This is a genomic window from Cellulosimicrobium cellulans, from assembly GCF_042723955.1.
Lineage (GTDB): Bacteria > Actinomycetota > Actinomycetes > Actinomycetales > Cellulomonadaceae > Cellulosimicrobium > Cellulosimicrobium cellulans_H.
The window spans coordinates 32,161-45,200 of the sequence record NZ_JBHXIC010000019.1 but is presented as its reverse complement, the minus strand read 5'-3'; the positions used below and the strand labels follow the sequence as shown (position 1 = coordinate 45,200).

The 13,040-nt window shown below is 72.3% G+C and carries 8 protein-coding genes; 4 read left to right on the top strand and 4 right to left on the bottom strand.

What is annotated here, in order from left to right; all coding sequences use genetic code 11:
• Window positions 1-287 precede the first annotated feature (287 nt).
• Complete coding sequence (locus ACFWH7_RS07625; protein ID WP_378215875.1) at window positions 288-2,807, bottom strand: LuxR C-terminal-related transcriptional regulator; 2,520 nt, start codon at window positions 2,805-2,807, stop codon at window positions 288-290.
• Between ACFWH7_RS07625 and ACFWH7_RS07620 the strand changes: the two genes are divergently transcribed.
• Window positions 2,775-5,567 (top strand): helix-turn-helix transcriptional regulator, encoded by a 2,793-nt coding sequence (locus tag ACFWH7_RS07620; protein WP_378215873.1) that lies wholly within the window; start codon window positions 2,775-2,777, stop codon window positions 5,565-5,567. The two genes, ACFWH7_RS07625 and ACFWH7_RS07620, sit on opposite strands and share 33 nt — an antisense overlap.
• A gap of 142 nt (window positions 5,568-5,709) precedes the next feature.
• On the opposite strand, the gene ACFWH7_RS07615 is transcribed toward ACFWH7_RS07620, so the two are convergent.
• Genes ACFWH7_RS07615 through ACFWH7_RS07605 form a run of 3 tightly spaced genes read right to left on the bottom strand, consistent with a single transcriptional unit; the run spans window position 5,710 to window position 9,343 of the window.
• The gene (locus ACFWH7_RS07615) at window positions 5,710-6,129 is read right to left on the bottom strand and encodes a PPOX class F420-dependent oxidoreductase (RefSeq protein WP_378215872.1); all 420 of its coding nucleotides are present in this window, start codon (window positions 6,127-6,129) and stop codon (window positions 5,710-5,712) included.
• Window positions 6,130-6,188: 59 nt separating this feature from the next.
• Window positions 6,189-7,367 (bottom strand): Gfo/Idh/MocA family protein, encoded by a 1,179-nt coding sequence (locus ACFWH7_RS07610; RefSeq protein WP_378215871.1) that lies wholly within the window; start codon window positions 7,365-7,367, stop codon window positions 6,189-6,191.
• The gene (locus ACFWH7_RS07605; protein ID WP_378215870.1) at window positions 7,364-9,343 is read right to left on the bottom strand and encodes a DUF6807 family protein; all 1,980 of its coding nucleotides are present in this window, start codon (window positions 9,341-9,343) and stop codon (window positions 7,364-7,366) included. The genes ACFWH7_RS07610 and ACFWH7_RS07605 overlap by 4 nt, the downstream gene beginning before the upstream one ends.
• A gap of 241 nt (window positions 9,344-9,584) precedes the next feature.
• Here ACFWH7_RS07605 and ACFWH7_RS07600 point away from each other — a divergent pair, with 241 nt between their 5' ends.
• From ACFWH7_RS07600 to ACFWH7_RS07590, 3 genes are all read left to right on the top strand, one after another.
• Entirely contained in the window at window positions 9,585-10,508 is a 924-nt protein-coding gene (locus ACFWH7_RS07600; RefSeq protein ID WP_047231473.1) for a carbohydrate ABC transporter permease, read from the top strand.
• Window positions 10,501-11,478 carry a carbohydrate ABC transporter permease gene (locus tag ACFWH7_RS07595; protein WP_378215869.1) on the top strand — a complete coding sequence of 326 codons (978 nt, stop codon included), beginning with the start codon at window positions 10,501-10,503 and terminating at the stop codon, window positions 11,476-11,478. The genes ACFWH7_RS07600 and ACFWH7_RS07595 overlap by 8 nt, the downstream gene beginning before the upstream one ends.
• A 100-nt stretch (window positions 11,479-11,578) precedes the next feature.
• A complete protein-coding gene (locus ACFWH7_RS07590) occupies window positions 11,579-12,925 on the top strand; it encodes an ABC transporter substrate-binding protein (RefSeq protein ID WP_378215867.1) in 1,347 nt (448 codons plus the stop codon).
• Window positions 12,926-13,040: the final 115 nt, after the last annotated feature.

Below are 13,040 nucleotides of genomic sequence, written 5' to 3'. Positions count from 1 at the left end.
CCACGGAACCGTGGGGCCGCCCCGGTCAACCGGGACGACGCCGCACGGCATTGCCCTAGGAAGGCTGGACGCAGGGCGGGGCCCTCGGGTGTCGCCGGCGTGGGAACAGGTAGGTGGTCCGGACGAACCATGTATCGATCCGCTTACTTCGGGAGTTCGTGTCGTGGACTCTGGTGACGGGCACGACGCTCAGCGGGCGACACCGCTCGACGCCCCGGTGTGCGCGACCCGGACGCTCCGGCGGTGGGCATGCACGCCGACGGCCGGGACGGGCGCGCGCCTGCTCGTCAGGCCCGCTGCGGCGCGAGCCAGGTTGACACGGCGAGGCGGAGATCGTCGCGGTTGTCCATGCCGAGCTTGCGGTAGGCGGCGAACAGATGGTTCTCCACCGTCCGCGGGCTGATGTTCAGACCAGCGCCGATCTCGGCGGCCGTCAGGCCGGTGCTTGCCAGCTCGATGGTCTCGAGCTCCCGCGGCGAGAGGTCGAGCGACTTCACATACGGCTGGTAGAAGCCGGCTCGCTCACCGCTGATCTCTTCGCCCACCGCCCAGGCGCGCCCGATCGCGGCGAGGGCCTGCGCCCGGTCGGCAGAGGCCAGCCGGACCATGGCCGCGCTCACCGCTGCGCGTACCGCGTAGCTGTGGGCCTCGATCGTCGAGAAGTCGGACTCGACGTCGGCGAGCGCGTCGGCATCGCCGTCACCCAGGGCGACCGCGTACCGTACGAGCGCCTGGAGCAGGGGGCTCTCGACGTCACGTGCGGCCGCGACGACGTGGCGACCGCGAGCACCGTCCGGGCGACGTTCGAGCGCTGCCACTGCGGCGAACACTCCCGCCGTCACGTACCCGTGGGCGAACCGCTCCTCTGCCGTCTCCCAGATCGCCTCGCTGCCCTCGGTGAGATCTCCCGCGCGCGCGATGGCGAGCATCGGCCCGTGCACCATCGCGGGATACGGCCCAGGTCTGTGATTGAGCGCGCGCGCTTGGCGAGCGAGTCGACGACCGTACTCTGCCCGGCCTTGCCAACCCGCAGCGATCGCCGCCATGGCAAGGACACCGGATCGGAAGTGCTCTTCGTGCGGTGTACGGGTGGTCAGGCTGAGCGACGAGGCGACGAGCGCGTCCAGCTCGTGGAAGCGGCCACTCAGCACGAGGCCGGTAGCCGCCGCGTAGGCGAAGGCCTCGAACGCGCCTGGGTCGAGCAGCGTGCGCGCCGCAGCGACCCCTTCGAGCGCGAGGCGGGTTCCCGCGGCGACCTCCCCGGCAAGGATGGCCGTCAGCGCCGGCGCGCTGTCGCTCGTCGCGGCCAGCATGCTCGGGACCTCGGTGCGCGAGTGGAGCAGGCCTCTGGCGGTCGATGTCGCTCCCCTGGCGAGCGCGATCTCGACCCTGACGGCGCCGAGTGTGGCGCGCGATGATCCCGTCGCGGCCGAGAGAAGAGTATCGACCGTCTCGTGTCCGGGCACCTCGTCGAAGAGGAGCTGGAGATGTGCGCGGACCGCGTCGTACTCGGCGTCGGCGTGATGGTGGGTGCGCGCGTCGAGGTGCGCGAGGGCATCGCTCAGCGATCGGCGGTGGAAGACGAGGTACTGGGCGAAGGAGGCGTGAAGGCGTATCACGTCCCGAGGGTCGCTCTCCGTAGCTTCCGTCCCCGCGAGAATCTCCTCCGGCGTTGGGGTCGATGGCGGGCAGACGAGCGTGGCGGTGAGGAGCTCGACGGCGTTCGAGGCGCTCGGGGCCGCGAGCCACGTCTGGTGCAGCGCACGCCGGGCCGCCTCCCAGTGCTCGGCGAACCTTCTGCTGAGGACCGAGTCCGCGACGTGGGGATCGCCGGCCGGTCCCTCGCGGCCGGCGGCCGTCCTGCTCTGCGCCGCGATCCGCCGGTGGATGTGGGCACGCCACAGGCCACCCTGCGAGCGGGGGATGTACTCGGCCAACGCAGGCGGGACGACGGCGACGGTCTGGATGGACGAGTCGTCGGAGAGCGCGACCAAGCCGCGCCGCTCGAGGCGCAGCAGCATCTCACCACCGACGAGCCGGTCGGCGGTCGTCGGAGCCGGGTGATTGGCGAGCGCAAGGACGGCGAGGGCATCGTGCTCCGCGGGGTCGAGGTCCGAGACGATGGGTGCCAGCACGCGCCCGAGGCTTCGGGAGGAGAGGGGTCTCACAGAGCGCCACATACCGTCCGTGAGGACGATCGAGCCCTCTGACCGGGCTGCGGCGACCAGCGCCGTCGTGAGCCCGGGAAGTCGGCCGGCCAGCACGGCGACGCTCGCCACCACCGCTGGATCGACCGGACCGGGAAGGCTGTCGTGCACGAGCTCGTGGATCTCGTCGAACGGGCGGGCGCCGACTTCGACGGTGATCCCCGGGTGCAGGGTCGCGAGCAGGTCGCGCACGGCCTGCGAGTCGTCGGTACCGACGCGGCGGGCCGTCACCGCGGGCGCGCCCGTCTCACGGTGGGCGGCGAGGACAGCGCCGACGCTCGCTGTGTCGAGATCGTCCAGGTCGTCGATGACGAGGACGGACGCTCGCGCGTCGAGCAGTCGGACGAGCGATCGGACGAGCTCCGCCGCCGAGGTCTGCGCCGGCGCGCCGGCACCCAGATCGGCCACGTTGAGGGCAGCGAGCGGCCGCTCGCGGAACGATCGGATGCCGTTGACCCGTACTACCCGCCGGCCGAGCTCCTTGAGCCTGTCGGCAACCACGTCCAGCAACGCAGTACGCCCCGACATCGGGCGCCCGACCACGTCGACGTGGAGGCCCGAGTGAGCGTGAGCGGCCACCTCGTCGGGGAGAGGGCTCATGTGCGTCAACGTACACCTGCGTCTCAACCACCTACCACCGATGCGCGCGGCCTCCGTAGAGAGTCGTCCTCCTACGCAGGGGCACGGGGGCTCCTCCCTGGTCTTCGTCGCCAGGCCGCACGGTCTGCGGTACGAGAATCCACAGGAACCGGGGCAGCGCCCCTAGTGACGCATCCGCCGGGGGAGAGTCGTCGCCCGAAGCGGCAACCAACGCCGCTCGCGCGACAGGAGACGTCAGTGGACATCACCCAGGAGGTCTTCCGGTACCTGACCGACGGTGTCACCGTCGACCTCGTCGGACGTACCGGATCGGGCCGTACCGAGGTTCTGACGAGGGTCGCCGAGGCCCTGGCCTCCGAGCAGCGGCCGGTCATACGCTTTCAGGGCATCCACGCACAGCGCAACCGAACCCTCGGCGCCGTCGTGCTCGGTGCCCCGAACATGGCGCCGAGCACCTACGGAAGCGTTCGAGAGTTCAGCGGAGCGCTCGAACGGGAGCTACGCCCCGGGACGGTGGTGCTCGTCGACGACGCCGACGACGTCGACCCCACCATGATCGGCGTGCTTGCCGCGCTGCACGCCACGACGCAGGCCGCGTTGCTCGTCGCGCGGCGTCTCCCTCTGGAGCCTCGCGGCGACGTCAAGGCGCTCGTGACGAGTCTTCAGCCCGGGGTCCGGATCGCCATGCCTCCTCTGCGCTTCGACGAGGTGCACCAGCTCGTCCACTCGCTCCTGGGGGATCACGTCGAGCCCTTGACCGTGGCCCGCATCGCGACGAAGTCCGGCGGGCTGCCCGGGCTCGTGCGGGCGATCGTCGGGATCGGACGGCGCACCGGTGCCGTCGTCCAGGTCGACGGCGTGTGGAGAGCCACCAGGTCTCTCTGGGCGCCCGAGCTCTCGCACACGATCGGCGCGCTGCTGGCCCACACCCGGCAGCGCGACGTCGAGTCGCTGGCAGATCTCGCGGCGAGCGGTGTGGTCGACCTCAGCCGCGCGGTCGAGATCGTCGGCGGGAAGCGCCTGGCCGCATTGCAGCGGGTAGGCCTCGTCGAGGTGCTCTCGACGAGCGGCGGGGGACAGCTGAGCCTGTTCCCGCCCCTGCTCGGCGAGTACTTCACCCAGGAGTACACCTCGCCCCGTGACCTCGTGGCGGGGGACCTCTACACGTTGGCGACCGACGCACCCGCCGCCGGCGAAACGCCGCGGAAGGCTTCCCCTGCTGGGGATCCGATCATGAGCAGGGTCCTGGCCGAGCACTGGGCGCACCAGACGACCGTGCGGCAGATGCGGTGGGAGACAGAGCCAACGCCTGCCAGGGCGGTCCCGCTGCTGACCGCGATGCTCTCCGCGGGTGCTACCCGGGAAGCGGTCGACGGCGTGTTCTTCGGTACCCGACGCGACGTGGACTCCACGGTCGAGCACCGTGCCGAGCTGAGCGGCTGGTACGCGGTCTACCTGGCAGTCGTGTGCGGCGAGGCGGACGAGGCGTTCCGGCTCCTGGAAGCCACACGCGCCGAGCTGCCGTCCATGGGGGCGTACACCGGGGCGGTCGAGGTCCACCTCCGCTTCCTCCTCGACCGGCTGCCGCACGAGCCGGACACGGCGCGGACGTGGGCTGACGGCGAAGGACTCGACACGGACGCGCACAACGGCGTCCAGATCGAGCTGGCACTGGCGCGCGGTGAGGCCTTGGAGGCGCTGCGGCTACTTGAGTCGTACGCACCGACCGGGCTGACGTTTCAGCGTCACCGCGACGTGTGCTGGGGTCTCGCCCTGGTCTTGGCTGGTCGGCTCGACGCGGGCATCGAGTGGGCGCTCGCCCATCTCGCGTCCGCGCAGAGGATGCGGGATCCGGGCGGGATCGCCGCGCATTCCTACGTCGCGGGCCTGGGCCTCACGACGGCGGGCCGCTTCGGCGAGCTCGACGACGTGCTCGCGGCCGCGATGACCTTGACGACGGTCTCGGTGCTGCGAGAGCACTTCCACGCGGGCACGTTCGCGATCGCCGCGCTCGGCGCCGTCTGGCAGGGCAGGCGCGAGTACGCGGCCATGCTCGCGAGCGAGGCGAGGACGCTGTGGCACCGCTCGGGCCCCTACCCCGCGATGGCCGCCGGGGAGGTGCTGACGACGACGGGGGTTCTGGACTCGGCGTCGGCGATCTGGGAGAGCGTCGACGACCGGTTCGCTCGCGGCTATGTCGCTTCGGGCATCGTCGCCGCCGTCGAGGCAGCCGAACGGGCCAGATCAGGTGCTGCCCTCCGAGTCCCCCGGACCTGGGCGTACGCGGTGGACAGCCCCCTCCTGGTCGCATGCGTCCGCTACGTCGAGGCCGTCGCTGAGCAGGATCGTCAGGGTGTCGAGCAGGCTGTCGCGTCGTTCGAGAGCCTCGGCGCGCAGCTGTATGTCGTGCGCGCACGTGTCTCGCAGGCCCTGCTCATGCGCGAGGAGGGCGAGATGACGCTCGCGGTCGGCGAGCTCGACCGGGCATGGGAGATCGCAGCGGGGTTCGGTGCCAGCGTGGAAGGGCTCTTCGCGGCCTACGTCAGGGCCGTCGACATCTCGGCAAGAGAGTCGGAGGTTCTCGCGCTGCTGTCCACGGGCTTGAACACGGCCGACATCGCTACGGCACTGACCGTCAGTGTCCGCACCGTGGAGAACCACCTGTCGAACGTGTACCGCAAGGTCGGAGTCGACTCGCGGGTCGAGCTGCGCCGGGTCTGCGGCACCTGGTTGGGGTCGGCATCGAGAAAAGTTGCGTGACCCGAGGGCACCGCACTCCGAGCGACCGTTCCGCGCGGCCGGCTCGACGGAGTACCGCTTTCCTCTCGCGCGAAGCCGGGCCGTCGTCCGCACGTTGTCGCGAGCGGTGCCGACGGCGGTCCTCTCGCAGCGGGGCACTGCTCTAGGAGTCTCCTGCGGCCGCTTTCGCCTCGCCCCACCCGTACCAGCGCTCGACCTCGATCCACGCGCTGACGCGCGGGCTGTGCCGGTTCGCGTACTCGTGCCCCGTGTAGTGGCGTGAGATCCGGTCGATGTCGGCCAGGCCCTCGTCGGTGCGCAGCTCCGTCACGCGGCCGATGAGCGTCACGTGCGTGTACCAGTTCTCGTCGAGCACGGTGAGCGAGACGCGCGGGTCGTTCCGCAGGTGCTTGAGGCGCACGCGCGACTCGTCGAGGTTGACGAGCACGCGGCCGTCGTCCTCCCAGACGTACCAGGTCGCCGCCGTGACGGGCGCGCCGTCGGAGCGCACGGTCGCCATGACGGCGGGGTTCGGGCGGCGCAGCAGCTCGACGAGCGCGGCGGGCAGCGGGGGTCGGGACACGACGGTACCTCCAGGCGCGGGACGGCGGGACGTCCCGACGCTACGTCACGCGGGCACCCTCAGCGCGTCCAGGGCGCGCCGAGCTCGGAGAACGTCCGGGCCGTGCGCGCGGCCTCTTCGCACCACCGCGCGACGTCGTCGACGACGGGGCGGCGGTCGTCGCCCTCGCCCGTCCAGGTCACCGCCGCCGGGTCGAGGGGCCGCGGGTCGGCGGCCGTGCGCACGGCCTCCATGACGCGCATGAACGCGCCGGTGTCGCGCACGTCGCACGCGAGCCGGCGCTCCCGGTCGCGGCGTGCGGCGAGCAGGTCCTCCAGGAGCCCGGTGCGGCCGTACGTCTTCTCCACGAACGCCCGGGGGGTGCGGACGAGCACGCGGTCGTGCTCGTACTCGAGCGTGACCTCGCCGTCCGTCCCGAGCACGAGCACCTGGGCCGGGGTGCGCTCGGGAGCGCAGAGCGTGAGCCCGAACCCGTAGGGCAGGCCGTCGCGCGCGACGACGCGCAGCGAGGACGTGTCGTCGGCCTCGATCGGGTTGGCGCGCCAGAGGTCGGTCACGACGTGGGCCACGTCCTCCGCGGTGCGGGCGCCGCCGATGCGCAACGCGGTCGCGACCGCGTGGGCGAGGGGATTGGTGACGACGCCGTCCACGACGTCGCGCCCGTCGAGCCGGCGTCGACCCGCCCACGGGGCGCGGCGCCAGTAGCCGGTGGTCCGCACCCAGGTGCCGACGGCCCCGATGCCCACGACGTCGCCGATCTCGCCGTCCGCGACGAGCTCGGCGACCGCGTCCACCGCGTGCGAGCCGAAGGTCTGGAAGCCCACCTGGCACCGGCGGCCCGTGCGCTCGGCCACCTCGACGAGCGCGAGGTGCTCCGCGAGGGACGCGGCGGTCGGCTTCTCGAGCAGGACGTCGACGCCCGCCTCCATCGCGGCGCGCGCGAGCGGGAGGTGGGTCGGGATCGGGGTCGAGATCACGACGACCTCGGGGCGGACTGTCGCGTCGGACGACGAGAGCAGGTCGCCCAGCGTGGGGAACCAGGGCGCCGTGGCGTCGTCGGGGCGGCGCGGGTCGACGACCGCGCTCAGCCGGACGCGGCCCTGCTCCGCGAGCGCGGCGACCGTGCGCAGGTGCGACCCGCCGTGACCGTGGACCCCGACGACGGCGACCGGGACGGGCGCCTGCCCGGGGTCGAGCACGTGGTTGGTCCCGGGCGCAGCCCGCAGGGCCCCGCTCACCGGACGCGGTCCGCGAGCGCCGCGGCCTCGTCGAGGTCGAGCCCGCGGTCCACGAGCACGGCCCGCGCGCCCGTCTCGAGCCTGCCGCCCGCCGGGATGGTCCGGGGCGCGTCCCAGGCGAGGGCCGGGCCCGCGCCGGGGTACTCGGACGCGCGCAGGAACCACGGCACCGTCTCGCCCTGCTGGACCAGGAGCAGCGTCGTCGTGTGGGAGGGGTGCTCCTGCACGAACGCGACCCACGGGGACGTGCTGCCGTGAGCGCTCTCCTCGCCACGCCCGTGCGCGCTGAGCACGCTCGTCGAGGCCGCCGTGCGCAGGCGCCAGAAGAAGCCGCCGTACCCGGCGCCCGGGCGGCCGTTGGTCGCGGGCGAGCCGATGACGAGCGCGCCGCGCTCGGCGCGCAGGGTGGAGCGCCAGTCGAGGACCCACGACTCGTCGTCGAGGATCCACGCGTCGAGACGGCGGTCCTCCTCGAGCTGGGGGACGCCCTGCTCGTCGTGCCAGCGGACGCCGTCGTGCAGCAGGTGCTGCTCCACGGGGTCGACGGCGAGGGCGTGGCTCACCTGGCGGCCGTGGTTGGGCAGGAGGGTCGGGCCGACGTCGGCGACGAACGTGCGACCGCCCCAGTACGACGTGCCGTTGACGTCGGCGACGGCCATCGAGGCGCCGTAGTGGTGGCGGTGGTCGACGGGTCCGGCGTCGGTGAGCGGGACACCGGCGAGGGTGTGGACCGGGTGCAGGTAGGAGCGCGGCGCGTGCACGGCGGGGATGCGGTCGCCCTGCTGGTAGCGGGCCAGGCGCAGGTCGCCGGCGCGCAGGACGACGGCCTCCCCGTCGGGGGCCCAGCGGACCTCCCGGGACACGGGCTGGTCGGCGGGCCCGGCTCCGGCGCTCTCGACGACGACCGTGCCGGCGGGCTCGGCCGACGGGACCACGCGGGCCCGGGCGACCTGGCGCGGGACGGGCCCGGTGGTGGCGCGCACCTCGAGCCGGGGCTCGAACCGGGTGGTGCGGGACGTGGGCGCCGAGTCGTCGATCAGGGCGGACAGCTCCTTCCACGCGTGGCGGCCGAGCTCGGTCTGCGGCACGGCGACCGTCGTGAGCGACGGCGTGGCGAAGCGGGCGAGCTCGATGTCGTCGAAACCGACGACCGACATGTCCTTGGGCACGGCGACGCCGGCCTCGTTGAGCCCCGCGAGCAGACCGAACGCGACGAGGTCGTTGAACGCGACGACGGCCGTCGGCCGGGCGGTGAGGACCTCGTCGACGGCGGCGTGGCCGGCGGCGATGTCGGGCCCGGCGGGGAGCTCGACGAGCTCGAGCTCGGGCGTGCGGTCGAGCACGCGGCGCAGCCCGGTGCGGCGCAGCGCGTCGGACGCGCTGCCGGGCGGGCCGGCGAGGTAGGCGACCCGGCGATGGCCGAGGGAGAGCAGGTGCTCGAGCACCTGGGCCGCGGCGTCGGCGTAGTCGACGACGAGCGACGGCACGGCGGCCTCGCCCGGGTGCGCGAGCTCGCGGTTGACGAGCACGACGGGGGAGACGTCGGGGACGAGCAGCGCCAGCTCGGTCGCGGGCATGCGCGGCGAGACGAGCACGAGGGCGTCGCAGCGCAGCCGTGCCTCGAGCGCGATCGCGGCCTCCTCGGTGGGGTCCTCGGCCGTGTCCGCGACGAGGACGCGGTACCCGGCCGGGGCGGCCGCGGAGGTGACGCCGCGCAGGATCTGCTGGAAGACCGGGTTGCCCAGGTCCGGGACGACGAGCGCGACCGTGTTGGTCCGCCCGAGCGACAGGCTCCGCGCGACGTTGCTGGGCCGGTAGCTCAGGTCGGCGGCCGCCTGGCGGACGCGCGCGCTGATCTCCGGGTCGACCGTCGCGCGGCCGTTCATGACGCGCGACACCGTCGCCCGGGAGACGCCCGCGGCGGTCGCCACGTCGGCGATCGTCACCCCGCCTCGCCGTGTGCTCACGCTTGCCATCGTTCTCCCTCGAGTCGTGGTCCGCGCGTCGCGGGCACGCACGACCGCGTGGTGCCCGCGCTCACCAGGGTCGGCCGGTGCCGCGCGATGACCTGACCGTACACCATGGGAAACCGGTTCCACATGTGCTACGGTCCTCACCCAGCAACCGGTTTCCCCTCGACGGGGGAACGCAGGACTACCGATCGACGACGACCGGAGGGTGACGGATGACCGGCACGAGGTGCGAGGAGGGTCTCGCATGGCGGTGACCGAGCTCGCGCGGGGGACCGCCACGCGGCGGCCCGCACGCAAGAAGGGGGACGGGAAGGCAGCGGCGCTCTTCCTCGCTCCCTGGTTCGTGGGCCTCGCGCTCATCACGGCGGGCCCGATGGCGGCGTCGCTGTACCTGTCCTTCACGGACTACAACCTGCTCCAGGCGCCGAGCTGGATCGGGTGGGACAACTACGAGCGGATGTTCGCCGACCCGCGGCTGCTCAACTCGCTCCAGGTGACGTTCACGTACGTGTTCGTCTCCGTGCCGCTCCAGCTCGCGGCAGCGCTCGGCCTCGCGCTCCTGCTCGACAAGGGCCTGCGCGGGCTCGCGGTCTACCGCTCGATCTACTACCTGCCCTCGCTCCTGGGCGGCAGCGTCGCGATCGCGATCCTCTGGCGCCAGGTCTTCGGCGCCGACGGGCTCATCAACCAGGTCCTGGCGCTCGTCGGGATCGAGGGGCAGGGCTGGGTCTCGCACCCCGACTACGCGCTGGGCACGCTCGTCGCCCTCAACGTGTGGACCTTCGGGGCGCCGATGATCATCTTCCTCGCCGGGCTGCGCCAGATCCCGCGCATGTACTACGAGGCGGCCTCGATCGACGGCGCCGGCCGGTGGCGCCAGTTCCGCTCGATCACCGTGCCGATGCTCACGCCGATCATCTTCTTCAACCTCGTGCTCCAGCTCATCAACGCGTTCCAGTCCTTCACGCAGGCGTTCGTCGTGAGCGGCGGGACCGGCGGGCCGGCGGACTCGACGATGTTCTACACGCTCTACCTCTACCTCAAGGGCTTCGGCTCGCTCGAGATGGGCTACGCGTCGGCGATGGCCTGGTTCCTGCTCCTGATCATCGGCGGGATGACGTTCGTCAACTTCCTCGCCTCGAAGTACTGGGTCTTCTACGATGACTGACACCACGCACCCCGCCACGGGGACCCCCACCGACGCCGCCGTCCTCGAGGACGCGGCCCCCGGCGCCCGCTCCCGGTCCACGCTCTCGCAGCTCGCGGCCGACGCACCGCCCACCGCCCCGCGCCCCCGGCGTCGTGCGCAGTCCGCACGGGTCCGGTCCGTGCTCAAGCACGCGCTGCTCATCGCGTTCGGGCTCGTGATGCTGTACCCGCTGCTGTGGATGCTCGCGAGCTCGTTCAAGCCCTCGGCGCTGATCTTCCGCGAGCCGGGGCTCATCCCGTCCGCGGTGGACCTGGGCAACTACACCGACGGGTGGAACGCGCTCACCCACCCGTTCGGCCACTACCTGCTCAACTCCGCGGTCGTGGTGCTCGGGTCGGTGCTGGGCAACCTCGTCTCGTGCTCGCTCGCCGCCTACGCGTTCGCCCGGCTCCAGTTCCGGGGCCGCGGGGTCTGGTTCGCGATCATGCTCATGTCGATCATGCTGCCGATCCACGTCGTGATCGTGCCGCAGTACGTGCTGTTCTCCTCGCTCGAGTGGATCAACACGTTCCTGCCGCTCATCGTGCCCAAGCTGCTCGCGACCGACGCCTTCTTCATCTTCCTCATGGTCCAGTTCTTCCGCGGGATCCCCAAGGAGCTGGACGAGGCCGCGCGGCTCGACGGCTGCGGCCACGGCCGGATCTACCTGCGCATCATGATGCCGCTCGCGCTCCCGGCGCTCGCGACGACGGCGATCTTCACCTTCATCTGGACCTGGAACGACTTCTTCAGCCAGCTGATCTTCCTGACCAAGCCGGACATGTACACGGTCCCGATCGCGCTGCGCACCTTCGTGGACGCCACGGGCCAGAGCTCGTGGGGCCCGATGTTCGCCATGTCGATCGTCTCCCTGGTCCCCGTGTTCCTCGTCTTCCTCTTCGGTCAGAAGTACCTCGTCAAGGGCATCGCCACGACGGGGATCAAGTAGCTCCTCCGGCCCGCGGGCACCCGCCCGCGGGGCACCCGGTGCCGACCGGCACCGCTCCGCACGACAGAACGACGACGTCCCGTCACGCACAAGGAGAGTCATGAACACCTCGATCCACCGTTCGCGCCGGCCCGGCGCACGCCGCGCGGCGCTGGCCGCCGCACTGACCGTCGGTGCCCTCGCCCTGACCGCCTGCGGCGGCGACGGCGGCGTCGCGAACCCCGGCGGCGACGACGAGTCGTCGTCCGCGGAGTCCGGGCCGGTCCAGATCCGCTTCTCGTGGTGGGGCTCGGACACGCGCCACCAGACGACGCAGCAGATCATCGACCTCTTCGAGGAGAAGAACCCCGACATCACGGTCGTCGCCGACTACACCGACTGGGGCGGGTACTGGGACAAGCTCGCGACCTCCGTCGCGGCCGGCGACGCGCCCGACGTCATCACGCAGGAGGAGCGCTACCTCGCGGACTACGCCTCGCGCGGCGTCCTCGCGGACCTCGGGGAGCTCGACATCGACACGAGCTCGATCGACGAGTCGGTCGTGGGCTCGGGCGAGACGGGCGGCGCGCTCTACGGCATCCCCACCGGCGTCAACGCCTACGCGGTGCTCGCCGACCCGCAGGTGTTCGCCGACGCCGGTGTCGAGGTGCCGGACGACGCCACGTGGACGTGGGAGGACTACGTCGAGGTCTCGAACGCGGTGACCGCAGGGGCGGCCGACGGCATCTACGGCACGCAGGACTACGGCTTCAACGAGGCCGGCCTGTCGATCCTCGCGCGCCAGCGCGGCGAGGCCCTGTACACGCCCGAGGGCGAGCTCGGCGTCTCCGCGGAGACCGTCGCGGACTTCTTCCAGCTCTCCCTCGACCTCCAGGCGGGCGGCGGCCAGCCCGACGCCGCACGGTCCGTCGAGCTCGAGGGCGCCGGTCCGGAGGGCTCGCTCCTCGGGACCAACCAGGGCGCCATGGGCATGTGGTGGACCAACCAGCTCGGCGCCATCAGCACCGCGTCGGGTCGCGACCTGGAGCTCCTGCGCCTCCCGGGCGAGTCCGAGGGCGAGCGCACGGGCATGTACTTCAAGCCCGCCATGTACTACTCGGTCGCCAAGACGTCCGAGCACCCCGAGGCGGCCGCCAAGTTCGTGGACTTCCTGCTCAACGACCCCGAGGCCGGCGCGCTCATGCTCTCCGACCGCGGCCTGCCCGCGAACACGGAGGTGCGCGCGGCCGTCAAGGACAGCCTCTCCCCGGCCGACAAGCAGGCCGCGGACTTCCTCGAGGCGCTCGGCGCCGACGTCGTGGACGGCCCGCCCGTCCCGCCGCAGGGTGCCGGCGACGTCGTCGAGATCCTCAAGCGCATCAACACCGAGGTGCTGTTCGAGCAGAAGTCCCCGCAGGACGCCGCGACGCAGTTCCTCGACGAGGTGGGCGCGGCCATCGGGAAGTAGCCCCGCCGTGGCGTCCCGCCACCCCTGACCGGGCCGGGGGGGGGGGGGGGGCCCCCGCCCCCCCCCCCCCCCCCCCCCCCCCCCCCCCGCGGCGGGGGAAAAAAAAAAGCGCACA

What these genes read in the sequence shown, in the direction of transcription:
- ACFWH7_RS07625 (WP_378215875.1), bottom strand. Translation starts at nt 2,807, where the DNA reads ATGAGCCCTCTCCCCGACGAGGTGGCCGCTCACGCTCACTCGGGCCTC.
- ACFWH7_RS07605 (WP_378215870.1), bottom strand. Translation starts at nt 9,343, where the DNA reads ATGGCAAGCGTGAGCACACGGCGAGGCGGGGTGACGATCGCCGACGTG.
- ACFWH7_RS07600 (WP_047231473.1), top strand. Translation starts at nt 9,585, where the DNA reads ATGGCGGTGACCGAGCTCGCGCGGGGGACCGCCACGCGGCGGCCCGCA.
- ACFWH7_RS07595 (WP_378215869.1), top strand. Translation starts at nt 10,501, where the DNA reads ATGACTGACACCACGCACCCCGCCACGGGGACCCCCACCGACGCCGCC.
- ACFWH7_RS07590 (WP_378215867.1), top strand. Translation starts at nt 11,579, where the DNA reads ATGAACACCTCGATCCACCGTTCGCGCCGGCCCGGCGCACGCCGCGCG.